29 protein-coding genes are annotated in these 24,907 nt (G+C 61.6%); 23 read left to right on the forward strand and 6 right to left on the reverse strand.

Annotated features, from left to right (window positions below):
* Window positions 1-14: 14 nt before the first annotated feature.
* Together LNV09_RS03385 and LNV09_RS03390 are read left to right on the forward strand one after the other, a co-directional pair.
* On the forward strand, window positions 15-1,895 hold the full coding sequence (locus LNV09_RS03385) for an ATP-binding cassette domain-containing protein (RefSeq protein WP_263555650.1): 1,881 nt from the start codon (window positions 15-17) through the stop codon (window positions 1,893-1,895).
* Complete coding sequence (locus tag LNV09_RS03390; protein WP_263555651.1) at window positions 1,892-2,296, forward strand: hypothetical protein; 405 nt, start codon at window positions 1,892-1,894, stop codon at window positions 2,294-2,296. The genes LNV09_RS03385 and LNV09_RS03390 overlap by 4 nt, the downstream gene beginning before the upstream one ends.
* Here LNV09_RS03390 and LNV09_RS03395 read toward each other — a convergent pair.
* The 3 genes from LNV09_RS03395 to LNV09_RS03405 are packed head-to-tail and all read right to left on the reverse strand — an operon-like array spanning window position 2,293 to window position 5,169.
* Window positions 2,293-3,054: a fumarylacetoacetate hydrolase family protein gene (locus LNV09_RS03395; protein WP_263555652.1), complete on the reverse strand. Its 762-nt coding sequence runs from the start codon at window positions 3,052-3,054 to the stop codon at window positions 2,293-2,295. The genes LNV09_RS03390 and LNV09_RS03395 overlap by 4 nt on opposite strands.
* A gap of 7 nt (window positions 3,055-3,061) precedes the next feature.
* Window positions 3,062-3,685: a response regulator gene (locus LNV09_RS03400; protein WP_263555653.1), complete on the reverse strand. Its 624-nt coding sequence runs from the start codon at window positions 3,683-3,685 to the stop codon at window positions 3,062-3,064.
* Window positions 3,686-3,738: 53 nt separating this feature from the next.
* On the reverse strand, window positions 3,739-5,169 hold the full coding sequence (locus tag LNV09_RS03405; RefSeq protein WP_263555654.1) for an aminotransferase-like domain-containing protein: 1,431 nt from the start codon (window positions 5,167-5,169) through the stop codon (window positions 3,739-3,741).
* Window positions 5,170-5,274: 105 nt separating this feature from the next.
* On the opposite strand from LNV09_RS03405, the gene LNV09_RS03410 reads away from it, so the two are divergent.
* The 7 genes from LNV09_RS03410 (at window position 5,275) to LNV09_RS03440 (ending at window position 11,190) form a co-directional block, all read left to right on the forward strand.
* Window positions 5,275-5,901: a LysE family translocator gene (locus tag LNV09_RS03410; protein ID WP_263555655.1), complete on the forward strand. Its 627-nt coding sequence runs from the start codon at window positions 5,275-5,277 to the stop codon at window positions 5,899-5,901.
* Window positions 5,902-5,904: 3 nt separating this feature from the next.
* Window positions 5,905-6,615, forward strand: coding sequence for an aspartate/glutamate racemase family protein (locus tag LNV09_RS03415; protein ID WP_263555656.1), 711 nt, complete (start codon window positions 5,905-5,907; stop codon window positions 6,613-6,615).
* 38 nt (window positions 6,616-6,653) lie between these two features.
* The gene (locus LNV09_RS03420) at window positions 6,654-7,865 is read left to right on the forward strand and encodes an aminotransferase-like domain-containing protein (RefSeq protein WP_263555657.1); all 1,212 of its coding nucleotides are present in this window, start codon (window positions 6,654-6,656) and stop codon (window positions 7,863-7,865) included.
* A 2-nt stretch (window positions 7,866-7,867) separates the two neighbouring features.
* Window positions 7,868-8,719 carry a PhzF family protein gene (locus LNV09_RS03425; protein ID WP_263555791.1) on the forward strand — a complete coding sequence of 284 codons (852 nt, stop codon included), beginning with the start codon at window positions 7,868-7,870 and terminating at the stop codon, window positions 8,717-8,719.
* Entirely contained in the window at window positions 8,716-9,366 is a 651-nt protein-coding gene (locus LNV09_RS03430; RefSeq protein ID WP_263555658.1) for a VOC family protein, read from the forward strand. Before LNV09_RS03425 ends, LNV09_RS03430 begins: the two co-directional genes overlap by 4 nt.
* 13 nt (window positions 9,367-9,379) lie before the next feature.
* Window positions 9,380-10,126, forward strand: coding sequence for an alanyl-tRNA editing protein (locus tag LNV09_RS03435; RefSeq protein WP_263555659.1), 747 nt, complete (start codon window positions 9,380-9,382; stop codon window positions 10,124-10,126).
* Between the two features lie 431 nt (window positions 10,127-10,557).
* A complete protein-coding gene (locus LNV09_RS03440) occupies window positions 10,558-11,190 on the forward strand; it encodes a glutathione S-transferase family protein (RefSeq protein WP_263555792.1) in 633 nt (210 codons plus the stop codon).
* 26 nt (window positions 11,191-11,216) lie between these two features.
* Here LNV09_RS03440 and LNV09_RS03445 read toward each other — a convergent pair whose 3' ends face one another.
* Window positions 11,217-11,675, reverse strand: coding sequence for a c-type cytochrome (locus tag LNV09_RS03445; RefSeq protein ID WP_263555660.1), 459 nt, complete (start codon window positions 11,673-11,675; stop codon window positions 11,217-11,219).
* A gap of 142 nt (window positions 11,676-11,817) precedes the next feature.
* Between LNV09_RS03445 and LNV09_RS03450 the strand changes: the two genes are divergently transcribed.
* The 14 genes from LNV09_RS03450 to ppk2 all read left to right on the forward strand — a co-directional run bounded on the left by LNV09_RS03450 (window position 11,818) and on the right by ppk2 (window position 23,449).
* The gene (locus tag LNV09_RS03450) at window positions 11,818-12,504 is read left to right on the forward strand and encodes a cytochrome b/b6 domain-containing protein (RefSeq protein WP_263555661.1); all 687 of its coding nucleotides are present in this window, start codon (window positions 11,818-11,820) and stop codon (window positions 12,502-12,504) included.
* Between the two features lie 45 nt (window positions 12,505-12,549).
* Window positions 12,550-13,041, forward strand: a complete 492-nt coding sequence (locus LNV09_RS03455; protein ID WP_263555662.1) for a GNAT family N-acetyltransferase — start codon at window positions 12,550-12,552, stop codon at window positions 13,039-13,041.
* Window positions 13,042-13,127: 86 nt separating this feature from the next.
* Complete coding sequence (locus LNV09_RS03460) at window positions 13,128-14,042, forward strand: SMP-30/gluconolactonase/LRE family protein (RefSeq protein WP_263555663.1); 915 nt, start codon at window positions 13,128-13,130, stop codon at window positions 14,040-14,042.
* Between the two features lie 95 nt (window positions 14,043-14,137).
* Window positions 14,138-14,704, forward strand: coding sequence for an ATP synthase subunit I (locus LNV09_RS03465; RefSeq protein ID WP_263555664.1), 567 nt, complete (start codon window positions 14,138-14,140; stop codon window positions 14,702-14,704).
* Window positions 14,705-14,726: 22 nt separating this feature from the next.
* Window positions 14,727-15,629, forward strand: coding sequence for a F0F1 ATP synthase subunit A (gene atpB / locus LNV09_RS03470; protein WP_263555665.1), 903 nt, complete (start codon window positions 14,727-14,729; stop codon window positions 15,627-15,629).
* Window positions 15,630-15,705: 76 nt separating this feature from the next.
* Window positions 15,706-15,951 carry a F0F1 ATP synthase subunit C gene (gene atpE, locus LNV09_RS03475; RefSeq protein ID WP_263532376.1) on the forward strand — a complete coding sequence of 82 codons (246 nt, stop codon included), beginning with the start codon at window positions 15,706-15,708 and terminating at the stop codon, window positions 15,949-15,951.
* Window positions 15,952-15,993: 42 nt separating this feature from the next.
* Entirely contained in the window at window positions 15,994-16,464 is a 471-nt protein-coding gene (locus tag LNV09_RS03480; RefSeq protein WP_263555666.1) for a F0F1 ATP synthase subunit B, read from the forward strand.
* Window positions 16,465-16,466: 2 nt separating this feature from the next.
* On the forward strand, window positions 16,467-17,000 hold the full coding sequence (locus LNV09_RS03485) for a F0F1 ATP synthase subunit delta (protein WP_263555667.1): 534 nt from the start codon (window positions 16,467-16,469) through the stop codon (window positions 16,998-17,000).
* A gap of 87 nt (window positions 17,001-17,087) precedes the next feature.
* Window positions 17,088-18,641 (forward strand): F0F1 ATP synthase subunit alpha, encoded by a 1,554-nt coding sequence (gene atpA, locus LNV09_RS03490; protein WP_263555668.1) that lies wholly within the window; start codon window positions 17,088-17,090, stop codon window positions 18,639-18,641.
* Window positions 18,642-18,696: 55 nt separating this feature from the next.
* The gene (gene atpG, locus LNV09_RS03495; RefSeq protein ID WP_263555669.1) at window positions 18,697-19,581 is read left to right on the forward strand and encodes a F0F1 ATP synthase subunit gamma; all 885 of its coding nucleotides are present in this window, start codon (window positions 18,697-18,699) and stop codon (window positions 19,579-19,581) included.
* 132 nt (window positions 19,582-19,713) lie between these two features.
* On the forward strand, window positions 19,714-21,138 hold the full coding sequence (gene atpD, locus LNV09_RS03500) for a F0F1 ATP synthase subunit beta (protein WP_411969212.1): 1,425 nt from the start codon (window positions 19,714-19,716) through the stop codon (window positions 21,136-21,138).
* 70 nt (window positions 21,139-21,208) lie between these two features.
* Entirely contained in the window at window positions 21,209-21,625 is a 417-nt protein-coding gene (locus tag LNV09_RS03505) for a F0F1 ATP synthase subunit epsilon (RefSeq protein ID WP_263555671.1), read from the forward strand.
* A gap of 88 nt (window positions 21,626-21,713) precedes the next feature.
* Window positions 21,714-22,571 (forward strand): D-hexose-6-phosphate mutarotase, encoded by an 858-nt coding sequence (locus LNV09_RS03510; protein ID WP_263555672.1) that lies wholly within the window; start codon window positions 21,714-21,716, stop codon window positions 22,569-22,571.
* Between the two features lie 68 nt (window positions 22,572-22,639).
* Window positions 22,640-23,449, forward strand: a complete 810-nt coding sequence (gene ppk2, locus LNV09_RS03515; RefSeq protein WP_263555673.1) for a polyphosphate kinase 2 — start codon at window positions 22,640-22,642, stop codon at window positions 23,447-23,449.
* 16 nt (window positions 23,450-23,465) lie between these two features.
* Here the strand turns inward: ppk2 and LNV09_RS03520 are convergent, their stop codons facing one another.
* Together LNV09_RS03520 and LNV09_RS03525 are read right to left on the reverse strand one after the other, a co-directional pair.
* Window positions 23,466-23,996 carry a TPM domain-containing protein gene (locus tag LNV09_RS03520; protein WP_263555674.1) on the reverse strand — a complete coding sequence of 177 codons (531 nt, stop codon included), beginning with the start codon at window positions 23,994-23,996 and terminating at the stop codon, window positions 23,466-23,468.
* A complete protein-coding gene (locus tag LNV09_RS03525) occupies window positions 23,996-24,898 on the reverse strand; it encodes a TPM domain-containing protein (protein WP_263555675.1) in 903 nt (300 codons plus the stop codon). The genes LNV09_RS03520 and LNV09_RS03525 overlap by 1 nt, the downstream gene beginning before the upstream one ends.
* Between the last annotated feature and the right edge of the window lie 9 nt (window positions 24,899-24,907).

A 24,907-nucleotide genomic window follows, 5' to 3' on the forward strand; every position in this document is an offset into this window, starting at 1 on the left:
GACAATGGCGGGCTATGGCAGTCCTATCTATTTCCAACGCCCATCTCGCTTACGGCCATGTTGCCTTGCTCGATGGTGCTTCGTTCTCGCTCGAAATGGGTGAGCGTGTCGGCCTGATTGGCCGCAACGGCACCGGCAAATCGTCGCTGCTGAAAGTCCTCGCTCAGATGGAGAAGCTCGATGACGGCCTGCTGCAGTTGCAGCAAGGCCTGACCAGCGTCTATGTGCCCCAAGAGCCCATCATGGACCCCGAGGCAACGATTTTCGACGCCGTGGCTGAGGGCGTGGCCGAGGCCAAGGCCTTGCGCGCACGCTACGAGATCCATGATCCCGAGGATGACCTCGAGTGGGTGGCCGAGCGTATCGAGCATATCGGTGCCTGGAACTGGGAGCAGCGGGTCGAGGAGTCGCTGCAGCGCCTGGGTCTGGACGGCTCGCGTCTGATCGGCTCGCTCTCGGGTGGTTTGAAGAAGCGCGTGGCGCTGGGCCGCGCGCTGGTCGCTCAGCCCGATGTCTTGCTGCTTGACGAGCCGACCAACCATCTGGACTTGGACGCGATCACCTGGCTGGAGGAGTTGCTGAACAACTTCAAGGGCTCCTTGCTCCTGATCACCCATGACCGCAGTTTCTTGGACAACGTGGCCAACCGCATCGTCGAGTTGGACCGCGGCCAGCTGCGCAACTATCCCGGCAACTTCGCCGCCTTCACCGCCGCCAAGCTCTATGAGCTGGAGAACGAGGCGCTTTACAACGCCCGCTTCGACAAGATTCTGGCGCAAGAAGAGGTCTGGATCCGCAAGGGTGTCGAGGCCCGCCGCACCCGCAGCGTGGCGCGGATTCAGCGTCTGGAGACGATGCGCTTGGCGCATGCTTCGCGCCGCGATGTGCAGGGCAAGGTCAAGTTAGACATCGACACCGGCGGCGCCAGTGGCAAGATCGTGGCCGAGCTGGAAGACGTTTGCAAGAGCTATGGCGACCGCATGATCGTGCGCGACTTCACCGCCACGATCCTGCGCGGCGACAAGGTCGGCCTGGTCGGTGCCAACGGCGCTGGCAAGACGACGCTGCTGAAAATGATTCTGGGCCAGCTGGCGCCGGACAGCGGCACGGTCAATATGGGTTCCAAGATCAACGTCGCTTACTTTGACCAGATGCGCGATGTGCTGGATCTGGAGGCGACGCTGGCCGACACCATCAGCCCCGGCAGCGAATGGATCGAGATCGGCAACCAGCGCAAGCATGTGAAGAGTTACCTCGGCGACTTCTTGTTCTCGCCGGCGCGTGCCAATTCGCCGGTCAAGAGCCTGTCCGGTGGCGAGCGCAACCGCCTGCTGCTGGCGCGTTTGTTCGCAAGGCCCGCCAATGTGCTGGTGCTGGACGAGCCAACCAATGACCTCGATATCGAAACCCTGGAGCTGCTCGAAGAGCTGCTGGCCGACTATGACGGCACGGTCTTCCTGGTCAGCCATGACAGGCGCTTCCTGGACAACGTCGTCACGTCGACGATCGTCAACGAGGGCGATGGCCGCTGGCGCGAGTACGAAGGTGGCGTGCAGGACTGGCTGGTGCAAAGCAAGCGGGCCGCCGCCATCAACGAGCAAAAGGCCAAGCAAGCACCTGCGCCCGCAGCTGCTCCGGCGCCGGCCGCAGCGCCGGCACCCGTGGTGGCCAGCAAGAAGAAGCTCAGCTACAAAGAGCAGCGTGAGCTCGATGAGTTGCCGGCCAAGGTGGCCGCACTCGAAGCCGAGCAAGTGCAGATCAATGCGCTGCTGAATGGCGCCGAGCTGTACTCGCAAGGCGCGGCGCGGATTGCGGAAGTGACCGAGCGCGGCGGCCAGATCGACACCGAATTGCTGGCGCTGATGGAACGCTGGGAAGCTCTGGACGCGAAGTGAGCACAGCAGACGCGGCCGGAATGCTGCAGGCCGAGTGGCTGGCGCTGCAAGCCAACTACGAGCAATACGAGCGCGCTGCCTTGGGCGTCAAGTTGTTGGCGGTGCTGCTTTGCGCCCTGGCTTTCGGTATGCCTTGGCTCTGGGTCTTGATGCTGGTTCTGTGGTTGCAAGAAGCGATCTTCAAGACCTTTCAGGCGCGCTTGGGCGAGCGCTTGTTGCGGGTCGAGGCGCTGCTGCGTGATGCTGCCGCCCAGCCCGCGCAAGCGATGCAGTTGCACAGCGAGTGGTTGGGCTCCCGGCCACGCGGCAAGGCCTTGCTGGGCGAATATGCGCGCAGTGCTTTGCGGCCGACCGTGGCCTTGCCCTATCCGGTCTTGGCGGTGCTGAGCGCGCTCTCTTAGAGCTGCACCGTCACGCTACTCAGCCCGGCAAAGCTGACCGTAACGCGGTCGCCGGGATGCAGGCCTTGCTGAACCAGCCAGGCCCCGGTCGTCACCACGCTGCCTGCCGGCAGGCTCGCACCATGCCTTGTCGCATGTTTGAACCATGCCGATAAACCCCAGGCGGGGTCGCCCAAGCTATGGCCGCCGACGCAGTGCAGCGCGGGTCCGTCGTTGACACGCAACTCGCAAGCCTGCTGCGACCAATCGCGCACTTGATAAGGCAGCCACTCGCCCAGTGCCAGGGCGCCATGCGAGAGAAAGTCGGCTTGGCGCAGCAAGGCGGGCGCTTCACCCGCTTCCTGCCAGCGCGAGGCCACCAGCTCCACCGACACAGCCATGCCGTCGATGCAGTCGCGGGCATCCGCGAGGCTCAAGCCCGCCGCCAAGGCGGGTGTGACTTCGCGGCCCAGGCGCAAGGCGATCTCGGCTTCGACGCCGGGCTTGTATAACTGCAGGTCACTGAAATTGGCCGGGCTGGGGCGCACGCCGGCCGGATCCAGTGGCGCGTGCGTCAGCGTCACTTGTCGCGAGGCGCCGCCGCTCTTCCAAAATTGTGGGCGGCCCGGTTCTAACCAGCCCAAGACCTGCGCAACCGCTTGTTGAGCCGCGTAGGCAGCGGCCTCATCGGGCACGGTGCCCAGCCAGTCGGCGGCGGTGATGCGCTGTTTTTGCTGCCAAGCTGTGCTGAGGGCCTGACTCAAATCGCGCTTCAGCATGATGTCTTCAAATCCTGGTCAATTTGGATGCGGGGATCAGCGCCTGATTGCCAGACAGTTGCACCACCAATTCCCCGTGGCTGACGACCACCACCTTGACGGTTTCGGTCTTGTCCAAGTATTTGACCTTGTCACCCACCTTCAGACTCGGGATCACCGGCAAGACAATCTTCGGCGGCACGCGGCCGGCAGGCTGCCCGGCTTTCATCGCGGTGCTCAGGCGCGCGTGCAACTCGGGGCGCTCCTTGGCCAGTGCTTCGAGAGCTTGCAGCATGGTGGACTTCAGTTCCGCCGCGGTAAAGGGCTTGCGCAGCAGAAAGTTGGAACCTGCTTCTATGGCATCGGCCTCATGTTGCGGCGTGACCTCAAAGCTCAGCAGCGCCAAGCGGCAACCGGGCTTGACCTCATTCAAGCGCTCATGCAGGGCAATGCCTGTCATCGCGGCCTTCGGGAACCAGTCGGTGATCAGGAAATCGGGCTTGAAATCCAGTCCTATGGCCAAGCCTGCCTCGGGGTCGCCGGCGCAGCGAATGCTATCGGCCGGTAAACCAAAGCCTTCCAGCAATTGGCGTGCAAAGGTTTGAACGCCGGCAAGGCCATCTACCACTAGAAATCGAAGTTCGGCGGACATGGGCAAGGCAACGGAGGCTGGCTGGTGAAGAGGGTCTGATGGTAACGGCTTGTTCAGACCGCTGCTGAGCGTAGCGTCTGCAAACGTCGCCAAAACTGTGCATCTTGCGCGGTGGCGAAGTTGATGCGCATCAGCGTGCTGCTTTGGCGGCTGGCGCTGAACAGCATGCCGGGCGCGGTCAGCCAGCCCTCATCCATCATGATTTGCGCCAGCTTTTCGGTGTCCATGCCCACATCCACCCAGCCAAACAGACCTTGTGGCGGCGCCACGAAGCGGCAGCCCGCTGCCTCGGCCAGCTTCATGCTGCGCTGGCGGGCGGCGTCCAGCAGGGTCAAGACCCGTTCGGCATGACGGCGCAATTGCCCTTGTTCCAGGCAGTGGGCGACGGCCCTCTCAAGCAAGGGGCTGGTGGTCAGGCTGCTCAGCAGTTTCAAATTGGTGAGCTTGTCGACCCAGGCCGGGCTGGCAGCCAGGTAGCCGACCCGCCAGGCCGGCGTCAGAATTTTAGAAAACCCGGACACGTAGATGGTGCGGCGCAGACCGTCCAGCGCCGACAAGCGCGGCGCATGGTTGGGCGCCAAGAAGGCGTAAGTGTCGTCTTCGACGATCTGGAAGTCGCCTTGTTCGGCCAGCTTGAGAATTTGGTGTGCATTGGCCAGCGACAAGCTGTTGCCGGTCGGGTTGTGCAGCACCGACACCGTCACATACATGCGCGGGCGATGCTGCTCGATCAGGCGCTCCATCACGGCCAGGTCTGGCCCGTTCGCGCCGCGTGGCACCGGCAGCAAGCGCATGCCGGCGTGTGTCAGGCGGGCAAACTCGATCGCCCAGCCAGGGTCATCCACCAAGACCGCATCGCCGGGTTGCAGCACGGTGCGGGTGATCAAGTCCAGCGCATGAGTGGCGCCCACGGTGGTGACGATCTGCTCGGGTGGGCAGGGGATGCCCAGATCGGCAAGGCGCAGGCCCAAGGCCTTGCGCAGCCGGGCATCGCCGGCCGGCTCGCCATAGTGCAGGGCCAGTTCCTCGCTGCCGCTGCCGGCTTTCAGCACTTGGCGCATCGCGCCTTGCAGCATGGGCAGATCCAGCCACTCGGCGGGCAGGGTGCCGAGGCCCGGCGCGCGCTTGGCGTCGGCCTGAAACATGCCGCGTATCAGCGCGGTGGCGTCAACCGGCACGGGCTGCTGGGGCTGCGCCTTGGCTTGCCATGTGCTCGTGCTGACGTGCTTGTCGCGCACAAAAAAGCCGCGCTGCTTGCGTGCTTCCAGCAGACCGCCGGCCAGCAGTTGGTCATAGGCGGCCACCACTGTATAGGGGCTGACGCCATGGTGGCGCGCGCATTCACGCACCGAGGGCAGGCGAGCGCCGGGCAAGAGCAGGCGCTGCTGGATGCGCTCGGCAAAGCGTTGCGCTAATTGCTGCGCCAAGGGTTGGCTGGCCTTGCGCGTGAGAGGGCTGGCGGGGCTGCCTTCTGTGTTGGTCATTTTGCCGATACAGATTGATGAATTGACTGTCAAAGTGTACTGCAGCTGTATTGGTTTGCGGCTGCATACTGAAACCCTGATTTGAGAGTTTTGGAGCCCCCTGCCATGTTGATCTTGCCGACCTTGCCGACCTTGTTGGGCGTGATGAGCTTTGCCATGGTCACCTCAATCACGCCCGGCCCCAACAATATGATGTTGCTGGCCTCGGGCGTTAACTACGGTTTCAAAAAGACGCTGCCGCATATTGCCGGCATCAGCATCGGCTTGATGGTCTTGTTGCTGGCGGCCGGCTTGGGGCTGGGGGCCTTGTTGCAGCAGTGGCCGCAGCTCTATCTGGGGCTCAAGCTGGTCGGCGTCAGCTATATGGTGTGGCTGGCCTGGAAGCTCTGGCATGCCGAGGCGCCATCCGAGCCCGGCCTCGATCAAACCAGCCCAGCAGCGGCGGGTTTGATGGGCTTTTGGGGTGCGGCGGCGTTTCAGTGGGTCAACCCCAAGGCTTGGATGATTGCGATCGGCGCGGTGGCGGGCTTCACGGCGCCGGATGGCGGTTTTTCGGCGATGCTGAGCCTGGCCCTGGTCTGTGCGCTGGTCAATGCGCCTTGCGTGGGCCTGTGGGCCTTGGCCGGCGCCAAGCTGAGCCGCTTCCTGGCTGAGCCCTCGCGCCGGCGGGCCTTCAATGCGCTGATGGCCTTGTTATTGCTGGCCAGTATCTGGCCGATGTTGGGAGCTTGAGAGATGAGGACCTTGGGGATTCTGGGCGGCATGAGTTGGGAATCGACCGCACATCTATACAAGCTGCTGAACCGGGACGTGGCCGCCAGGCTCGGCGGCCTGCACAGCGCCGATCTGCTCTTGCGCAGCGTTGACTTTGCCGAAATCGAGGCGCTGCAGCGCGCCGGCGACTGGGCCGCAGCCGGCCAAATGCTGGGCGAGGCCGGGCGCGGGCTGAAGGCGGCCGGTGCCCAGGGCCTGTTGATCGCCACCAACACCATGCACAAGGTGGCCGACGAGGTGGAGCGCCTGAGTGGCCTGCCCTTGATTCACATCGTTGATGCGACGGCCGCTGCCTTGAAGGCCGCCGGCGTCAAACGGGCCGGTTTGTTGGCTACCCGCTACACGATGGAGCAAGATTTTTACCGGGGCCGCATGCAGGATAGGCATGGGATAGAACTCCTCGTGCCCGAACAAGCGGACCGCGACGAGGTTCACCGCGTGATCTTTGAGGAACTGTGCCGAGGTCAAGTTCTGGAAGGCTCTCGCGCTCGCTACCAGCGTATCGTCGGCGAGATGGGAGTCGCCGGCGCTGAAGGCGTGATCCTCGGCTGCACCGAAATCTGCTTGTTGCTGGACCCCTGCGCCGGCAGCCAAACGCCTTTGTTCGACGGCACCGCCTTGCATGCCAAGGCGGCGGTCGATTGGATGTTGGGTGGTACAACGTCGGCTTAGCCGGCAATTTTCAGCCGCAAACATCAAGCGAGACACCCATGAGCTCAGTCTGGACCCAAGCGCGGCGCGCCGCGCGCATGAACCCCTCGATCATTCGAGAAATCCTCAAGGTCACCGAAAAGCCCGGCATCTTGTCGATGGCCGGTGGCCTGCCCTCGGCGGACACTTTCCCGGTTGCCGAATTGAAGGCCGCCTGCGACAAGGTCTTGAGCGAGAACCCCAAAGAAGCGCTGCAATATGCGGCCAGCGAAGGCTTTGCGCCGCTGCGCGAATGGGTGGCGCAGCGGGTCACAAGCTTGGGCATGCAGGTCGCGCCCGACCAAGTGCTGATCACCAGCGGCTCGCAGCAAGGCCTGGATTTGGTCGGCAAGATTCTGTGCGATGCAGGCGCACCGGTGGCCGTCGAGACCCCCACCTATCTGGGTGCGCTGCAGGCCTTCACGCCTTACGAGCCCATCTTCACCAGCCTGGACAGCGACGAGCAGGGCGTCGACCCGGCCGCCATTGCCCGGCTGCCGCACGATGCCCCCGGCACGCGCTTCGCCTATTTACTGCCCAATTATCAAAATCCGACCGGCCGGGTGATGAGCTTGGAGCGGCGCCAAGAAGCGGTTGCTGCGGCCAAGGCTGCTGGTGTGCCCATCGTTGAAGACAACCCCTACGGCGACCTTTGGTTTGACGAGCCGCCGCTGCCATCGCTGGCCTCGATGTGGCCCGAAGGTGTGATCTATCTGGGCTCCTTCAGCAAGGTCTTGACGCCGGGCTTTCGCCTGGGCTTCATGATCGCGCCGCCCGAGTTGTATCCCAAGCTCTTGCAGGCCAAGCAAGCGGCCGACTTGCACACACCGGGCTTCAATCAGCGCGTTGTTTACGAGGTGGTGCGCAACGGTTTCCTGGACGAGCATGTGCCCAAGATCCGCGCCCGTTACAAGGCCAACCGCGACGCGATGGCCGAGGGGCTCAAACAACATCTGCCGCCGGGCTGCGAATGGCAAACGCCAAAGGGCGGCATGTTCTTCTGGATCCGCCTGCCCGAGGGCTTGAACGCGATGGACTTGCTGCCCAAGGCGGTTGACGCGGGCATCGCCTTTGTGCCCGGCGCGGCCTTCTATGCCCATACGCCGGACCCGCGCGCGATGCGTTTGTCCTTCGTGACCTTGACGCCGCCGCAGATCGAAGAGGGCGTTGCCATACTCGGTCGGGTCTTGCGGGCTGCACTGGATGATATCGGTGCCGAATCAGCGCCATGAGTTTGCAGACCAGACGATTCGCGCAGGTTGATGTTTTTACCGCCATGCCCTTGTTGGGCAATCCCTTGGCGGTGGTGATAGACGCCGAGGGACTGAGTGACGCGGCGATGGCCAGCTTTGCCCGTTGGACCAATTTGTCGGAAACGACGTTTTTGTTGCCGCCGACCGACCCTCAAGCCGATTACCGCGTGCGTATCTTCACGCCCGGAGGCGAACTGCCCTTTGCCGGTCATCCGACGCTGGGTTCGGCGCACTGCTGGCTGGCGGCTGGCGGTGTGCCACGCAACAAGGGCGAGTTGCTGCAGCAATGCGGTATCGGCCTGGTGCGCATCAAGCGCGTGGTTGAACGCAGCGGCAAGGAGCGACTCGCCTTTGCTGCACCGCCGCTGCGCCGAGGTGGCCCGGTGTCGGCCGCGCTGCATGAGCAGGTCTTGCGCTCGCTGCGTTTGGCCGCCGAAGAGGTGCTCGATGTGGTGTGGGTGGACAACGGCCCACCCTGGATCGCGGCCCGGCTGAAGAGCGCCGAGGCGGTCTTGGCCTTAACGCCAGACTTCAACGCCATGGCCGGCATCGAACTCGGCGTCATCGGCGCCTACCCGAGTGGCTCTAAACAGCAGTTCGAGGTGCGCGCCTTTGTGCCTGGCATGGGTGTGCCCGAGGATCCGGTCACAGGCAGCTTGAATGCCGGCCTGGCGCTGTGGATGCTGGAAGCCGGCTTGTGCAGCGACAACTATGTGGTGGCGCAGGGCAAGATGCTGGGCCGCGCGGGCCGCATCCATGTTCAGCGCAGTGGTGCCGACGTCTGGATAGGCGGTGACGTAACGCCGATGGTCAACGGAGAAGTACGACTGTGAATTTGGCGTTCGACCATCTGGTGATTGGCGCTGCCAGCTTGGCCGAGGGCGAAGCCTGGTGCGAGGCGACCTTGGGGGTGAGGCCTGTTGGCGGCGGCAAGCATGGCTTGATGGGGACGCATAACCGTTTGCTGAATATGAGTGGGCCGGCCTTCCCGCGCTGTTATCTGGAGATCATCGCCATCGATCCGGATGCCCCGCCGCCTGGGCGGGCGCGCTGGTTCGATCTCGATTCGCCGGCTTTGCAAGAGCGTTTGCGGGTCGAGGGGCCAGGGCTGATTCATTGGGTGGCCAGGGTTGACGGCGATCTGGACGCGCAACTGAATCATTGGCGTGAGCAGGGCGTTGATGCGGGCGAGGCGGTCGCGGCCTCGCGCATGACGCCGGCCGGCGAGCTGCGCTGGCGTATCGCTTTGCGGCGTGACGGCAAGCGGCTCTCGAAAGGTGCTTTGCCTTTGCTGATCGAGTGGGGCGAGGTGCATCCGGCAGATGGGCTAGCCGGCGCGACCGTGAACCTGTGCAAATTCGAGCTGAGCTTGCCGCAGCCGGCGCTGCTGGCGGGTTTGCTTGTCGAGACCGGAGAGGCGCATGTGCACGCTCAGCTGCAGACGCCATTGGGGCTTGTTTCGCTGCAATTGATGACTTAAAGGTTGAACAACGATGGCGCAAACCGAAGAGCTGTTTCGAGAGGACTCCACCTTGCGCGAATGTGCAGCCAGACTGCTGCGCATCGATGAGCGCGGCCTGCTGCTGGATCGGACGGTGTTTTATCCCTTGGGTGGCGGGCAGGCTGGCGATGCGGGCGAGCTGCTCTTGGCCGATGGCCGAGTGATCGCCATTGCCGACACCCGCAAGGGCAAGGGAGAGGGCGCTGAGGGCGAAATCTTGCACCTGCCGGCACCCGGTCAGGAAGCCTTGCTGGCCGGCCTGCAGGCGGTGCTTGCTGTGACGGCCCGCCTGGACTGGCAGCGCCGCCATGCCTTGATGCGCTTTCATTCGGCCACCCATCTGCTGTGCGCGCTGGTGCCGCATCCGGTTGATGGTTGCTCAATTACGCCGAGTTATGCGCGGCTGGACTTCCATATGACCGAGGCTTTGGGCAAGGAAGAGTTGACGGCGGGGCTGGCCCGCTTGGTCGCCGGTGCGCACACTGTCAGCCATAGCTGGATCAGCGAAGCCGAGCTGGATGCCAACCCGGGTCTGGTTCGCAGCATGAGTGTGCAGCCGCCGCGTGGCATGGGGCGGGTGCGGGTCTTGAACATCGAGGGCGTGGACCTGCAGCCTTGTGGCGGCACCCATGTTGGCAATACCGCCGAAATCGGACCTGTCATTGTCACCAAGATTGAGAAGAAATCGGCCTCGACCCGCAGGGTCGTGCTGGGCTTTGCCCAGCCATGCGAAGCATGAAGGCCGGCTTCGTCGGGGAACACTCATTTCGGCTGAGCCGAAGTGGGTGGTCACCAGAATAGTCAAAAGGTTACCTCGACCCGCAGGGTCGTGCTGGGCTTTGCCCAGCCATGCGAAGCATGAAGGCCGGCTTCGTCGGGGAACACTCATTTCGGCTGAGCCGAAGTGGGTGGTCACCAGAATAGTCAAAAGGTTACCTCGACCCGCAGGGTCGTGCTGGGCTTTGCCCAGCCATGCGAAGCATGAAGGCCGGCTTCGTCGGGGAACACTCATTTCGGCTGAGCCGAAGTGGGTGGTCACCAGAGTAGTCAAAAGGTTACCTCGACCCGCGTGGGCTGAGGCCGCGCACGTGGCGCCGGAAGGCGGCGCGTGGCTGCGGAGGGCTCAGTCGCAGGCTGAAGGCGTTTCGTTATTTACTAGCCACTCCTAACATCATGAAAATTCTTGGTAAAGCCACGTCCATCAACGTCCGCAAGGTGCTCTGGACTTGCACCGAACTTGGCCTCGACTTTGAGCGTGAGGATTGGGGCTCTGGCTTCCAGGCGACCGACGCGCCCGAGTTCCTGGCCTTGAACCCGAATGCGATGGTGCCGGTCTTGATCGACGGCGACTTTGTGTTGTGGGAGTCCAACAGCATTTGCCGTTACTTGGCGGCGCGCGAGCAGCGCCTTGATTTGCTGCCGTCGGCGCCGCGCGAGCGCGCCATCGTCGAGCAATGGATGGACTGGCAGGCCGGCGAATTCAATAACGCTTGGCGCTATGCCTTCATGAGCTTGGTGCGGCAAAGTCCGGCGCATCAGGATGCAGGGCTTTTGGCAGCCGGCGTCGCGAATTGGAATCGCCATGTCGAAATCCTGGCGCAGCGCCTGAGCCAGACCGGCGCCTACGTGGCGGGCGACAAATTCAGCCTGGCCGATGTGGTCTTGGGCCTGTCGGCGCAGCGCTGGTTGATGGCGCCCTTGGATGGGCATGGTCGCCCCGAGTTGCCGGCCATTGCCGACTACTGCGCTCGTTTGGCAGAGCGACCGGGTTTCTTGCAGCATGGCCGCAACGGCATGCCCTGAACCCGGCCGGACGATAGGCGCCTAAATCACTCGTTACGGAAGTTGTCGTGGCAGGCCTTGCAGGTCTTGCCGGTATTGCCGACTGCTGCCTTCAGGGTGTCCAGATTGTTCGCCTTGGCGGCGGCCACGAGCTTGACGGTCTCGGCCTGCAGCGCCTTGGCGCCTTCATCAAACTTGGCGCGCTCGGTCCAGACGCTGGCCTTGGGCGTGCCCTTGTCCGTGCCATGCGTGCCTTCCGGAAAGGCAGAGAAAGGCAGCGCAGCCAGAGCCGCCACGACCTCAGCGTTGGCTGTGGCTGCAGCGCCATCAAACGGGACCTTGCCCTGCGCCATCGCGGCAATGCGACCGAAATGGGTGCCCATCACCGTGAAGGCGGCCTTGCGATATTTGACGGCGTCTTCAGGTTTGGCGAACTGCGCGTGAGCGGGCAGGGCGGCGCAAAGGCCTGTCAGGCAGGTCACGGCGATCAGGATTGTTCTCTTCATGCTGGCTTCCTTGGGTTGCTGTTTGGCGATGGGGTCTGGCCGGCAGGCTTGTGCCTATGGCCCGCTGCAGTGTAGACAGCATCCCTGATCTTTGCAGCCCGTGTTTCATGCGTTATCGTTGTCGGCAACAAACGGAGTGACTATGCGCAATGAATTGCTCAGGCCGGTGCGAATCTGGGATTTGCCGACGCGTTTGTTTCATTGGGCTTTGGTGCTCTGTGTGCTGGGCTCGGTGATCAGTGCCAAGGTTGGCGGCAATGCCATGGTCTGGCATATGCGGCTGGGCTACGCGGTGCTGGCGCTGGTGGCTTTCCGGATTCTGTGGGGCGTGGTCGGCGGGCGCTGGTCGCGTTTCAGCAGCTTTGTCTATTCACCTGCGGCGCTGCTGCGCTACTTGCGCGGGCGCCCCAAGGATGATGATCATTTCGAGGTGGGCCACAACCCGCTGGGCGCCTTTTCGGTGCTGGCCATGCTGGCTTGGCTGCTGGTGCAGGTGGGCTCCGGCCTCATCGCCGACGACGAAATTGCCAGCACCGGCCCGCTGATTCGCTTTGTATCGGGCGAGCTCAGTCTGGCCTGGACCTCGTATCACAAGAGCTACGGTCAGTGGGGTTTGTTCGTTTTGGTCGGCCTGCATGTGGCGGCGATCGCCTTTTACCGCTTGCGCCATCGCAACGATCTGATCGGGCCGATGTTCAGTGGCGACAAGCAATTGCCCACAGCCGTGCCGGCGGCGACCGACAGTTTGGCGACGCGACTGTTCGCCCTGACTCTGCTGGGAGCCTGCATTGCGGCGGTCTATTTGCTGGTCAGCCTGGAAACGGTTTGATGGAATTGGCATGAGTACACTGCAGCCTGCTGTCAACCTTGTTTCATGAATAGCCCTGATATTTCACTCATCACGCCCGCTTCGGCCGACGATTGGGAATCGACCCGTCAGATCCTGCGCGACTATGCCGCCAGCCTTGACATTGATTTGTGCTTTCAGGACTTCGAGGCCGAACTGCAATGTCTGCCGGGTCAATATGAAGCGCCCGGGGGCATCATGCTCTTGGCGTTGGTGGACGGTCAGGTCGCAGGCTGCGGTGGCTTTCGGCCGCTGCTCGATGTGGATTACGCCAATGCCTGTGAAATGAAGCGCCTGTTTGTGCGGCCGGCATTTCGGCGCTTCGGTTTGGGGCGTTTGCTGGCGCAAGGCTTGATCGACGCGGCCACCCAGGCCGGCTACTCGGCCATGCTGTTGGATACGCTGGACGATATGGAATCGGCCCGCGGCTTGTACGAGAGTCTGGGTTTCGAGTCGGTGCCGCCCTACTACTTCAACCCAATTCCGGGCGCACATTATTTGAAGGTCGATTTGGATTGATTGCGGTTTGAGTTGAGTTACGTCGAGTTACGGCCTTAGCATCGCGGTTTGCGCACCTCATCGCGCCGCCAGATCAATTTGCCAAGATGAATGCTTCAGACTCAGCGCTCTACCAGATCGGGGCCGCCGGCCCGGCCGTTGCCGCCTTGGGCGAATCGCCGCTTTGGAGCGTCGCTGAGCAATGCCTTTTTTACGTCGATATTCCAAGGCGCCAGGTTTTGCGGCTGGATCCGGCCAGCGGCGAGTTGCGCCATTGGCAATTGGACAGCGAGCCTGGCTGCATTGCCTTGCTTGAGGGCGGCGGCTTGGCGGTGGCGCAGCGCAATGGCCTGTGGCGTCTGGACACGCAGACCGGCGAACACCATCAACTGGCGGCAGCTCCGTTTGACAGTGCAAAGCAGCGCTTCAATGACGGCAAGCCGGATGCGCAGGGCCGTTTCTGGATTGGCACCATTGATGACGCGCGCGCCCCTAACGCTGGTCTGTATCGTTATGCCAACGGTGGCTTTGAATCCGTGGCCGGTGGCATCGTGACTTCCAACGGTGTGGCCTGGAGTCCGGATCAGCGCCGTATGTATTGGTCCGACACCAAGGCGCATGAAATCTATGTCCTGGACTTTGACGCCGCAGCCGGCACGATTGCTGAGCGCCAGCTGTTCGCCAAGTTCGCCCCGCGTGCGGCCGGTGAGACCTTGGATCAATATGGTGGCCGCCCGGACGGCGCCGCCGTGGATGTCGAGGGTTGCTACTGGGTGGCGATGTTTGAAGGCCAGCGCCTGCTGAGGCTGTCGCCCGAGGGCCAGGTCTTGCGTGAGCTGCGCCTCCCGGTGCGCTGCCCGACCATGCCCACTTTTGGAGGTGCTAACCTGCGCACGCTCTACATCACCACCGCCAGCGAGGGCCGCTCAGTCGAGGAATTGGCGGCCCAGCCTCTGGCCGGCTGTGTGCTGGAAGTGCGCGTTGAGGTGGCCGGCTTGCCGGCCAATTCACTCAAACTCTGAGCTCGGCCCGCCTTTCCCATGCCGGAAGTCACGGCGCCATCCTGAGCCTTTGCTGAGGCTCTTGTCGGAAACCTACGGGTTTCCACATATAATCATTGGGTTTTGCCGACATTCATCAGACGTTTATGACCAGACCAGTGCGAGCGGAAAGATCCAAAGTCTCTCCGGCCGGCGCTGATTGGGATGAGCAAAAAGATGCGTGGGGCGATGTCAAAGAGGATGAGGCCGAGGAGTTGCCTTTCAAGACCCTGACGCAGGAACAAGCGCAGGCCTTGAGGCTGAAGCACCCGCCGATTTCGGTTTGGCGAATTGTCGGGATTCAGGTCTTGGTGGGTTTGGCGATTGCCTTGCTTGCTTATCTGTTGACTGGTGAAGGCAAAACAGCGTGGTCCGCTCTTTGGGGTGTGGCTGCGGTGGTTTTTCCCAATGCCTTGATGGCGTGGGGGATGACCGGGCTCTTCAGGGGAATGCCAGCTGCTGCAGTGCTGGGGTTTATGTTCTGGGAGCTGATCAAGATCATGACGGCTGTTGCCATTTTGGCGGTGGCAGCGGTTTGGGTGTCGGATTTGAATTGGCTGGCGATGCTGGCGGGTTTGGTCGGATGCTTGAAAGTTAATTGGATGGCTCTGCTTTGGCAGGGTCGGACGAGTCAAGTTAAGTAAATACGCAGGACGGAAACTAACGATGGCAGCCGAAGAACATGGCCTAGCGCAAGGGCCCAACGCTGGGGAATACATCCAGCATCACCTGCAGCATATGCAGATGAATTTCAAGGGTGAACTGGTCAAGCAGACCAGCATCGTTGATTTCAGCTTGTTCAATCTGGATTCGCTGATTTACGCCTTGGTTCTGGGCGTTTTGGGTTGCTTTGTCTTGTGGCGCGCTGCGCGCAAGGCGACTTCCGGCGTTCCCGGCCGCTTCCAGGCTGCGGTCGAAATCCTGTCCGAAATGGTCGAAAACCAGGCCAAGGGCGTGATCCACAATGCCGCCAGCCGCAAGGTGATCGGCCCCTTGGCGCTGACCGTGTTTGTCTGGATTTTCCTGATGAACTTCATGGATATGTTGCCGGTCGATCTGCTGCCGACCCTGTGGGCCAAGATCTTCGGCTCCATGGGTCACGACCCACATCACGCCTATCTGCGTGTGGTGCCAACGGCTGACTTGTCGACCACCTTGGGCTTGTCGACCAGCGTGCTGATCATGTGCTTTTTCTACAGCATCAAGATCAAGGGCATTGGCGGCTGGACGCATGAGCTGCTGGCCGCGCCCTTTGGCGACAAATGGTTCTTGTATCCGATCAACTTCCTGATGCAGCTGATCGAGTTCGCTGCCAAGACCGTCTCGCACGGCATGCGGTTGTTCGGCAATATGTTTGCGGGTGAGCTGGTGTTCATGCTGATCGCGCTGATGGGTGGCGTCTGGGCCTGGGAGTTGAACCCGCTGTCGGGTGGCTTCTGGCTGGGTCTGGGCCATTTGGTGGCTGGTACGGTGTGGACGCTGTTCCACATCCTGATCATCACCTTGCAGGCCTTCATCTTCATGATGCTGACCTTGATCTACACGGGCCAGGCGCACGATCAGCATTGATCGGCGACCGAACGTCGGATAGTTCTTTTCTTTCTTTTCCTTTTCTTTTTACCTACCTTTCCTTCTGGAGCAAATCATGGAAAACATTCTCGGTCTCGTAGCACTGGCTTGCGGTCTCATCGTTGGTCTGGGCGCATTGGGCGCTTCTATCGGTATCGCCTTGATGGGCGGCAAGTTCCTGGAAGCTTCGGCTCGCCAGCCTGAACTGATGAACGAACTGCAAACCAAGATGTTCATCTTGGCTGGTCTGATCGACGCTGCGTTCCTGATTGGTGTGGCTATCGCTCTGCTGTTCGCATTCGCCAAGCCTTTCGCCATCTAATTAATTGATGCGCCAACCGTTCACGGTTGAAAGGATAGCTCTGTGAATATCAACGCAACACTGTTCCTGCAAGCGATCGTTTTTGCGATCCTTGTATGGTTCACCATGCGCTTCATCTGGCCTCCAATGATGAAGGCCTTGGATGAGCGCGCCGCAAAAATCGCCGAAGGTCTGGCTGCGGCCGACAAGGCCAAGTCTGAGTTGGCCAACGCCAACAAGAAGGTCGACGAGCAACTGGCGCTGACCCGCGGCGAAACCACCAAGCTGCTGGCTGACGCTGAAAAGCGTGCCGCAGCGATCGTGGCGGCTGCGGCCGGCCAAGCCGAAGAGAAGGCCGCCAAGATCGTGGCCGACGCTCAGGTGGAAGCTGAAGCCCTGTCCACGCGTGCCCGCGAGGTCTTGCGCGAGCAAGTCGCCGCGCTGGCCGTCAAGGGCGCCGAGCAAATTCTGCAGCGCGAGGTCAACGCCTCTGTGCACGCCGAGTTGCTGGGTCGCTTGAAGACGGAGCTGTAAGCATGGCCGAGCTCGCAACCATTGCACGACCTTACGCTGAAGCGCTCTACCAAGTAGCGGCCAAGCATGACGTCAAGGCTTGGGGCTTGCAGCTCGATGCCTTGGCCCAAGTGGCCGGAGCGCCCGAGCTGCTTGCGTTTGCTGATCATCCCAAGGCCACGGCCGAGCAGGTTTACGCGGTCACCGCGCAAACCGCCAAGCTCGATCTGGCCGAAGGCGTGCAGAACTTTCTGCGCACGGTCATCGCGAACGGTCGCTTGAGCGCTTTGCCCGCCGTGGTCCAGCAATTCCATGTCTTGGCCAATGCCGCAGCGGGTGTCGCGGACGCTTTGATCTACAGCGCTTATCCCCTTGATGCAGCCCAATTGGCCGACGTCATGGTGTCGCTGGAGAAGCGTTTCGCACGCAAGCTCGATGCACAAGTCGTCGTGGAGCCGTCACTGATTGGCGGCATTCGGGTGGTGGTTGGCGATGAGGTGCTGGACACCTCGGTCAAATACCGTCTGGAACGCATGAAAGTAGCGCTCACGGCCTGATAAGGCCTTGAGCGCAATTTCACCCTTCATTCATCCCTGTGCCGACCGCTCTGGAAACCGAGCGCAGGCCAGCTGGGAGCTATAGCAATGAATCTGAATCCTGCTGAAATTTCCGAATTGATCAAGAGCCGCATCGAGGGCCTTGGCACTTCGACGGACGTCCGCAACCAGGGCACCGTGGTGTCTGTGTCCGACGGCATCGTCCGCATCCACGGTTTGTCCGAGGTGATGCAAGGCGAAATGCTGGAGTTCCCGGCTGCTGCTGACGGCAGCCAGACCTTCGGCCTGGCGCTGAACCTCGAGCGCGACTCGGTCGGCGCCGTGATTTTGGGTGCCTACGAGCACATCTCCGAAGGCGACACCGTCAAGTGCACGGGCCGTATTCTGGAAGTGCCGGTCGGCCCTGAGTTGATTGGCCGTGTGGTCAATGCCTTGGGTCACCCCATCGACGGCAAGGGCCCGATCAACGCCAAGATGACGGACGTGATCGAGAAGGTCGCTCCAGGCGTGATCGCCCGTAAGTCGGTTGATCAGCCTATGCAGACCGGCCTGAAGTCGATTGACTCGATGGTGCCGGTTGGCCGTGGTCAGCGCGAGCTGATCATTGGTGACCGCCAGACCGGTAAGACGGCTGTTGCGATCGACGCCATCATCAACCAGAAGGGTCAGAACATGACCTGCGTCTACGTTGCGATCGGCCAGAAGGCTTCGTCGATCAAGAACGTGGTGCGCGCTCTGGAAGCCAACGGCGCGATGGCTTACACCATCGTCGTGGCGGCCTCGGCCTCCGAATCGGCGGCGATGCAGTACGTCTCGGCCTACTCCGGCTGCACGATGGGCGAGTACTTCCGCGACCGCGGTCAAGACGCGCTGATCGTCTATGACGATCTGTCCAAGCAAGCCGTGGCCTACCGTCAGGTGTCGCTGCTGCTGCGCCGTCCACCAGGCCGTGAAGCTTATCCTGGCGACGTGTTCTATCTCCACAGCCGTCTGCTGGAGCGTGCCGCTCGCGTGAACGCCGACTATGTCGAAGCCTTCACCAAGGGCGAAGTGAAGGGCAAGACCGGTTCTTTGACCGCACTGCCAATCATTGAAACGCAAGCCGGTGACGTGTCTGCTTTCGTGCCAACCAACGTGATTTCGATCACCGACGGCCAGATCTTCTTGGAGACCTCGCTGTTCAACGCTGGTATCCGCCCTGCGATCAACGCCGGTATTTCGGTGTCGCGAGTCGGTGGCGCTGCGCAAACCAAGTTGGTCAAGAACCTGTCCGGCGGTATCCGTACCGACCTGGCCCAGTACCGTGAATTGGCTGCGTTCGCGCAGTTCGCCTCCGACCTGGACGAGTCCACCCGCAAGCAGCTGGACCGTGGTGCCCGCGTGACCGAGTTGCTCAAGCAAGCTCAGTACTCGCCGCAAACCATCAGCTTGATGGGCGCGACGCTGTACGCGGTCAACAAGGGTTTCATGGACAGCCTGCCCGTGAACAAGGTTCTGGCTTTCGAGTCGGGTCTGCATCAATTCCTGAAAACCAGCCACGCCGCTCTGTTGGCCAAGCTGGAAGCCGACAAGGCCATGGACAAGGATGCCGAAGCCGAATTGAACGCTGCAATCACCGCGTTCAAGAAATCTTTCGCTTAATGCCCATGACGGGGCGGATCAGTCACTGAACCGCCCCATCTGAACAGGAGAAATCATGGCATCAAGCAAAGAAATTCGCGGCAAGATCAAGTCGGTCGAAGGCACCAAGAAGATCACCAAGGCCATGGAAATGGTCTCGGTCTCGAAGATGCGCAAGGCCCAGGAACGTATGCGTGCGGGTCGCCCTTACAGCGAGAAGATCGGCAACATCGCCGCCAATCTCGCCCAGGCTAACCCCGAGTACAAGCATGCTTTCTTGACCGCCAACCCGGGCGCCAAAGTGGCCGGCTTTGTGGTGGTGACGACGGACAAAGGCCTTTGCGGCGGTTTGAACACCAACTTGTTGCGTGCGACCACGACCAAGCTGAAAGATCTTGAAGCTGCCGGTCAAAAAGCCGAAGTCGTTGCCATCGGCAACAAGGGCTTGGGCTTCATGAACCGTATTGGCGCCAAGGTCGTCGCTCACGTGACGCATCTGGGTGACAAGCCGCATATCGAGAAGCTGGTCGGCCCGGTCAAGGTTTTGCTCGACGCATATGCCGAAGGTCGTCTCAGCGCCGTTTACCTCTGCTACACCCAATTCATCAACACGATGAAGCAGGAAACCGTCATCAAGCAGTTGCTGCCTTTGACGACCGATAGCATGAAGACGGCCAATGCCGATGGCTCCCCAGCTCACGCTTGGGACTATCTGTACGAGCCCGACGCGGCAGCGGTGATTGACGAGCTGTTGGTGCGTTATGCCGAAGCGCTGGTCTATCAAGCCGTGGCAGAAAATATGGCGTCCGAGCAATCGGCACGCATGGTGGCGATGAAGGCCGCAACCGACAACGCCGGCACCTTGATTGGTGAGCTGAAGCTGGTCTATAACAAGACTCGCCAGGCAGCCATCACCAAGGAGTTGAGTGAAATCGTCAGCGGCGCAGCAGCCGTAGGCTGATGAGTCGGTGGCGATTCAGAGAAGGCTAACTTTCGCTCGCGAAAGTTAAGTGAGCGGAAGCGAACGGCCGAAACTAAATTGTCAGCGGCCAGTCGCCAAACCATACGCAACGAATACTGATTGTTTTAAGGAATCGATATGTCGAACACTCAAACCAACCCGGTTGGCAAGATCGTTCAGTGCATTGGCGCCGTGGTGGACGTGGAATTCCCACGCAGCCAGATGCCCAAGATCTATGACGCGCTGAAGATGAACGGTAGCACCCTGACTCTGGAAGTTCAGCAGCAGCTGGGCGACGGAATCGTGCGCACCATCGCTTTGGGATCGTCCGACGGCCTGCGCCGCGGCACCGAAGTTTTCAACACCGGTGAGAACATTCAAGTTCCAGTCGGCAAGGCGACCCTGGGTCGCATCATGGACGTGCTGGGCGCGCCCATCGACGAGCGCGGCCCCGTGGCAGCGACGCAAGTCGCCTCCATCCACCGCGCTGCGCCTGCTTACGACGAGCTGAGCCCGTCGCAAGAGCTGCTGGAAACCGGCATCAAGGTGATTGACTTGATCTGCCCGTTCGCCAAGGGCGGCAAGGTGGGTCTGTTCGGTGGTGCCGGTGTGGGCAAGACCGTGAACATGATGGAACTCATCAACAACATCGCCAAGGCCCACAGTGGTCTGTCGGTGTTTGCGGGTGTGGGCGAGCGGACTCGTGAAGGTAACGACTTCTATCACGAGATGGCCGATTCCGGCGTGGTGAACCTCGAGAACCTGGAAGATTCCAAGGTCGCGATGGTTTACGGCCAGATGAACGAGCCTCCAGGCAACCGTCTGCGCGTGGCCTTGACCGGTCTGACGATCGCCGAGTCCTTCCGTGACGAAGGCAAGGATGTGCTGTTCTTCGTGGACAACATCTATCGCTACACCTTGGCCGGTACCGAAGTGTCCGCGCTGCTGGGTCGTATGCCTTCCGCCGTGGGTTACCAGCCAACGCTGGCCGAAGAAATGGGCCGCTTGCAAGAGCGGATCACTTCGACCAAGGTCGGCTCGATCACTTCCATCCAGGCCGTTTACGTGCCAGCGGATGACTTGACCGACCCATCGCCTGCGACGACTTTCGCCCACTTGGATTCCACCGTGGTGCTGTCGCGTGACATCGCTTCGCTGGGTATCTACCCCGCCGTGGACCCGCTCGACTCGACCTCGCGTCAGCTGGACCCGAACGTGGTCGGCGAAGAGCATTACCTGACCGCCCGTGGCGTTCAGCAAGTGCTGCAGCGCTACAAGGAACTGCGCGACATTATTGCGATTCTGGGTATGGACGAGCTGTCGCCTGAAGACAAGCTGTCGGTGTCCCGCGCTCGCAAGATCCAGCGTTTCCTGTCGCAGCCTTTCCACGTGGCCGAGGTTTTCACCGGCTCGCCTGGCAAGTATGTGCCTTTGAAGGAAACCATCCGCGGCTTCAAGATGATTGTTGCCGGCGAATGCGATCACCTGCCAGAGCAGGCCTTCTACATGGTCGGCACCATCGACGAAGCGTTTGAAAAGGCGAAGAAGCTGGGCTGATCAAAGCGGGGAGATCAAGACCTCCCCGATTCAGCACAGTTCTCCACCTCAACGCTAAGGAAGATTCAAGATGGCAACCATCCATGTCGATGTGGTCTCCGCCGAAGAGCAGATCTTCTCCGGCGAAGCCAAGTTTGTTGCACTGCCGGGTGAAAGCGGTGAGTTGGGCATCTTGCCTAACCACGCGCCGCTGATCACCCGCATCAAGCCGGGTGCCGTGCGCATCCAGCGCGCCGACAATGGCCAGGAAGAGTTTGTCTTCGTGGCTGGCGGCTTGCTGGAAGTGCAACCGGGCCGCGTCACCGTTCTGGCCGACACCGCGATTCGCGGCAAGGACCTGGACGAAGCCAAGGCCGTTGAAGCCAAGGCTCTGGCCGAAGAAGCGATGAAGAATGCCAAGAGCGATATCGACTTTGCCAAGGCGCAAGGCGAGTTCGCTGCGATGGCCGCTCAAATCGCTGCGCTGCGCAAGTTCCGCAAAAACTGATAGTTCCGAGCTTCGCTGCTCGAGCTTTCAACGCCCGCCGACGCAAGTTGGGCGGGCGTTTTTCATAGACAACACTAAGTTGAACGCCATGTCCAAGCCCCTTGCCCTTTCCCGTGTTCATGGCATGGACGCCATCGAACTTGTCGCCCCCGATGGCGCTCGCGCCACCGTCTTGTTGCATGGCGGCCACTTGGTGTCTTGGCAGCCGACCGGCGCCGAAGAGCAGCTTTATATGTCGCCCAAGTCCGAATTCGCCTCGGGCCAGGCGATTCGCGGCGGGGTGCCGGTGATATTTCCGCAGTTCGCAGCGCGTGGCCCCTTGCAGCGCCACGGTTTTGCACGCACCAAGCCTTGGGCGCTGGTGATGGCCGAGCAGGGCAAGGATGATGCGCTGGCCGTGCTGCGCCTCAGCGATGATGCGGCGACACGTATGTTCTGGCCGCACGCTTTCGAGCTGGAGCTGAGCGTGCGCATCAGCGGGCGCGAAATCCAGATTGAGCTGGCTTGCGAGAACAAGGGCGAAGAGGCGTTCGAGTTCACCGCTGCGCTGCACAGTTACTTGCGTGTCGCCGATATCGACTCGACCAGCTTGCAAGGCCTGACCGCGATGCGCTACTGGGATTCAGTTGACGAGATGGAGAAGGTCCAGCGGGTGGACCTGTTGCTGCCTGGCGGCCAAATTGATCGCATCTACCACCGCGTGCGTGAGAACCTGACGCTCAGGGAGAGCTTGGCGACGACTGAGCGGCGCCTGCAGATTGCGCAACAAGGCTTTGAAGATGCGGTGGTCTGGAACCCGGGCGCCGAGAAATGCGCCGCCCTGGCCGATATGCCGGCCGATGGTTATAAGCAGATGTTGTGTGTCGAGGCGGCGGCGATCGAGACGCCTTTGCGCTTGGGCGCAGGCGAAAGCTGGGCCGGAATGCAAACACTGACCTTGCTCTGACAGACTCGGCTTGGCCTGCAGGCCTTGCAGGGCTTAAGCTGCTGTCTTGCAAAGCGGGAGCGACCAAGATGGCAAGCAAGACGAAAGAGACAAAGACCAACAGCGGCAAGTCCGACAAGCTCAGCAAGAGCGACTACCTCGAGCAACTGGCGCCCTTGCACCTGGAACTCAACGCGATGGCGAGGTGGGTGCTGCAAAAGGGACAGCGCGTGGTGGTGCTGGTCGAGGGGCGAGACACTGCCGGCAAAGGCGGGGTGATCTCGGCCATTTCCGAGACCCTCAACCCGCGCCAATGCCGCACCGTGGCCTTGGGCAAGCCGAGCGACCGTGAACGCGGCGAATGGTACTTTCAGCGCTATGTGCCCTATCTGCCGGCGGCCGGCGAAATCGCGCTGTTTGACCGGAGCTGGTACAACCGCGCCGGTGTAGAGACGGTGATGGGTTTTTGCACGCCGGCCCAAACGGCCGCGTTCCTGAAGCAAGCGCCGGTGTTCGAAAAGATGCTGGTGGATGATGGCGTGTTGCTGTTCAAGTATTGGCTGACGGTCGACCAGGAACAGCAGGAGCTGCGCTTCACTGAACGCTTGGCCGACCCGCTGAAACGCTGGAAGTTGTCGGCCATCGATCTGGAGGCGCGGCGCCTGTACAAGCAATACGGCGCGGCGCGCGATGTGATGCTGAATGCCACTCACACGCGTCAGGCGCCTTGGGCGCTGGTGGACTTCAATGACCAGCGGCGCGGTCGGCTGGCCTTGATCCGTCACCTCTTGAAGCATTTGCCGGATGTCACCGTGCCACAGCCCAAGCTGAAATTCGGGCCCTTAGGCCATAAGCCGTTGCTCGAGCAATTCGGCAGCAAGCACAGGCCGATCAATTAGGGCCTGAGTAAGCTGGCTAGAGAATCACCACCGCATCTGCCAATTCATTTGGATTGCTTTGCCCGGGCGCCAGGGAAAACTCGGCCTGCAGCAAGGCATCCACGGCATCGACGGCCGCCCTCAATCCTTGCTCGAATTGGCCCAGGCGCAGATGGCCGCGTAGGCTCTCAACAATGGCAGCCCATTGAGCCTCGCCGACCCGCGCATTGAGTCCGCGGTCGGCGACGATCTCAATTGCCTGATCGGCCAGCAGCAAGTAAATCAGCACGCCGTTGTTCGCTTCGGTGTCCCAGACGCGCAGCTTGCCGAACAGCGTCACCGCGCGTTGCCGGGCGCTCAGCCTTTTGCTCAGATAGGAGAGCGGCAGGCCAGCCTCCACGCAGATGCAAATTTCACCGCTATGCCTCGCCTCGCTGGCGCGCACCGCCGCTTCCAGGCCGGCGATTGCCATGGCCGGTAGTGCTCGGGCCAAGTCGGCTTGATCAGTCCAACGGTGCTTGAGCAAACGACTCAAAAGGGGTTTCGGCTGTTTTTGCTGCTGAGGCATTACCAATCTCCCGAGGCGCCGCCGCCACCAAAATCGCCGCCGCCACCGGAAGAGAAACCACCCCCCCCGCCACCGCCGCCGCCAAAGCCGCCTCCACCACCGCCGCCCCAGATCACCGGGCCACTTGAGCCACCACCGCGCCGTCCAATACCGCGACCTGAACCGACGCCCATCACGCCGACGAGAATCATCGACGCGATACCGGCCAGGCCGGCCACCAGCAAGCTGGACATCAAAAACCAACCCAGCGCGCCGGCTGCGCCGCCGGTCAGCAGGCTGCCCAGCTTGCGGCCGAAGATGCCGATCAGAATGCCGCCCAGTACCGGCACACCGATGAAGAACAGCGCGCCCAGCTCTTCGAAGCTGAAGCCATTGCTCCGCTGACCCTGGCCGCCCTGTTTTTTCGGCGCCGGCAATTCTTCGCCGCGTATGCGCATCGCCAACTGGTCAACGGCCAAATTCAGGCCACCCGCATAGTCATTCTTCTTGAAGGCCGGCGTGATGGCGTTTTGAATGATCTGCCGCGCCGCCAGGTCGGGCACCGCGCCCTCCAGCGTCTTGGCCACCTCAATGCGTACCTTGCGGTCGTTCTTGGCGACCAGCAGCAGCAGGCCGTCGCCGACGTCCTTGCGTCCGATCTTCCAGGTGTCGCCGACTCGCTGCGCATAGGACGTGATGTCCTCCGGCGCCACCGTCGGCACGATCAGAATCACCAACTGCGAACCAGCCTCGGCCTCAAAAGCGGCCAGCTTGGCACTCAGCGCCGCTTGCTGCTCCGCGCTGAGCGTGCCGGTCTGGTCGATCACGCGCGCCGTCAGTGGCGGCACTTTCACTTCTTCTTGCGCCCATGCCGGCAAGCACAGGCACAAGAAACCAAGGACCAGCAGCAGGCGACGCAACATCTCAGTCGG

It is taken from the genome of Paucibacter sp. B2R-40, from assembly GCF_025717555.1.
Classification (GTDB): Bacteria; Pseudomonadota; Gammaproteobacteria; order Burkholderiales; family Burkholderiaceae_C; genus Paucibacter_A.

Bases quoted from the DNA above. Each gene is read 5' to 3' on its own strand.
- atpA (WP_263555668.1), top strand. From the start codon at position 17,088: ATGAATCTGAATCCTGCTGAAATTTCCGAATTGATCAAGAGCCGCATC.
- LNV09_RS03455 (WP_263555662.1), top strand. From the start codon at position 12,550: ATGAATAGCCCTGATATTTCACTCATCACGCCCGCTTCGGCCGACGAT.
- LNV09_RS03395 (WP_263555652.1), bottom strand. From the start codon at position 3,054: ATGCTGAAGCGCGATTTGAGTCAGGCCCTCAGCACAGCTTGGCAGCAA.
- LNV09_RS03460 (WP_263555663.1), top strand. From the start codon at position 13,128: ATGAATGCTTCAGACTCAGCGCTCTACCAGATCGGGGCCGCCGGCCCG.
- LNV09_RS03510 (WP_263555672.1), top strand. From the start codon at position 21,714: ATGTCCAAGCCCCTTGCCCTTTCCCGTGTTCATGGCATGGACGCCATC.
- LNV09_RS03520 (WP_263555674.1), bottom strand. From the start codon at position 23,996: ATGCCTCAGCAGCAAAAACAGCCGAAACCCCTTTTGAGTCGTTTGCTC.
- LNV09_RS03445 (WP_263555660.1), bottom strand. From the start codon at position 11,675: ATGAAGAGAACAATCCTGATCGCCGTGACCTGCCTGACAGGCCTTTGC.
- atpG (WP_263555669.1), top strand. From the start codon at position 18,697: ATGGCATCAAGCAAAGAAATTCGCGGCAAGATCAAGTCGGTCGAAGGC.
- LNV09_RS03400 (WP_263555653.1), bottom strand. From the start codon at position 3,685: ATGTCCGCCGAACTTCGATTTCTAGTGGTAGATGGCCTTGCCGGCGTT.
- LNV09_RS03485 (WP_263555667.1), top strand. From the start codon at position 16,467: ATGGCCGAGCTCGCAACCATTGCACGACCTTACGCTGAAGCGCTCTAC.
- LNV09_RS03405 (WP_263555654.1), bottom strand. From the start codon at position 5,169: ATGACCAACACAGAAGGCAGCCCCGCCAGCCCTCTCACGCGCAAGGCC.
- LNV09_RS03435 (WP_263555659.1), top strand. From the start codon at position 9,380: ATGGCGCAAACCGAAGAGCTGTTTCGAGAGGACTCCACCTTGCGCGAA.
- LNV09_RS03385 (WP_263555650.1), top strand. From the start codon at position 15: ATGGCAGTCCTATCTATTTCCAACGCCCATCTCGCTTACGGCCATGTT.
- LNV09_RS03420 (WP_263555657.1), top strand. From the start codon at position 6,654: ATGAGCTCAGTCTGGACCCAAGCGCGGCGCGCCGCGCGCATGAACCCC.
- atpB (WP_263555665.1), top strand. From the start codon at position 14,727: ATGGCAGCCGAAGAACATGGCCTAGCGCAAGGGCCCAACGCTGGGGAA.
- atpE (WP_263532376.1), top strand. From the start codon at position 15,706: ATGGAAAACATTCTCGGTCTCGTAGCACTGGCTTGCGGTCTCATCGTT.
- LNV09_RS03505 (WP_263555671.1), top strand. From the start codon at position 21,209: ATGGCAACCATCCATGTCGATGTGGTCTCCGCCGAAGAGCAGATCTTC.
- LNV09_RS03450 (WP_263555661.1), top strand. From the start codon at position 11,818: ATGCGCAATGAATTGCTCAGGCCGGTGCGAATCTGGGATTTGCCGACG.
- LNV09_RS03415 (WP_263555656.1), top strand. From the start codon at position 5,905: ATGAGGACCTTGGGGATTCTGGGCGGCATGAGTTGGGAATCGACCGCA.
- LNV09_RS03525 (WP_263555675.1), bottom strand. From the start codon at position 24,898: ATGTTGCGTCGCCTGCTGCTGGTCCTTGGTTTCTTGTGCCTGTGCTTG.
- ppk2 (WP_263555673.1), top strand. From the start codon at position 22,640: ATGGCAAGCAAGACGAAAGAGACAAAGACCAACAGCGGCAAGTCCGAC.
- LNV09_RS03410 (WP_263555655.1), top strand. From the start codon at position 5,275: ATGTTGATCTTGCCGACCTTGCCGACCTTGTTGGGCGTGATGAGCTTT.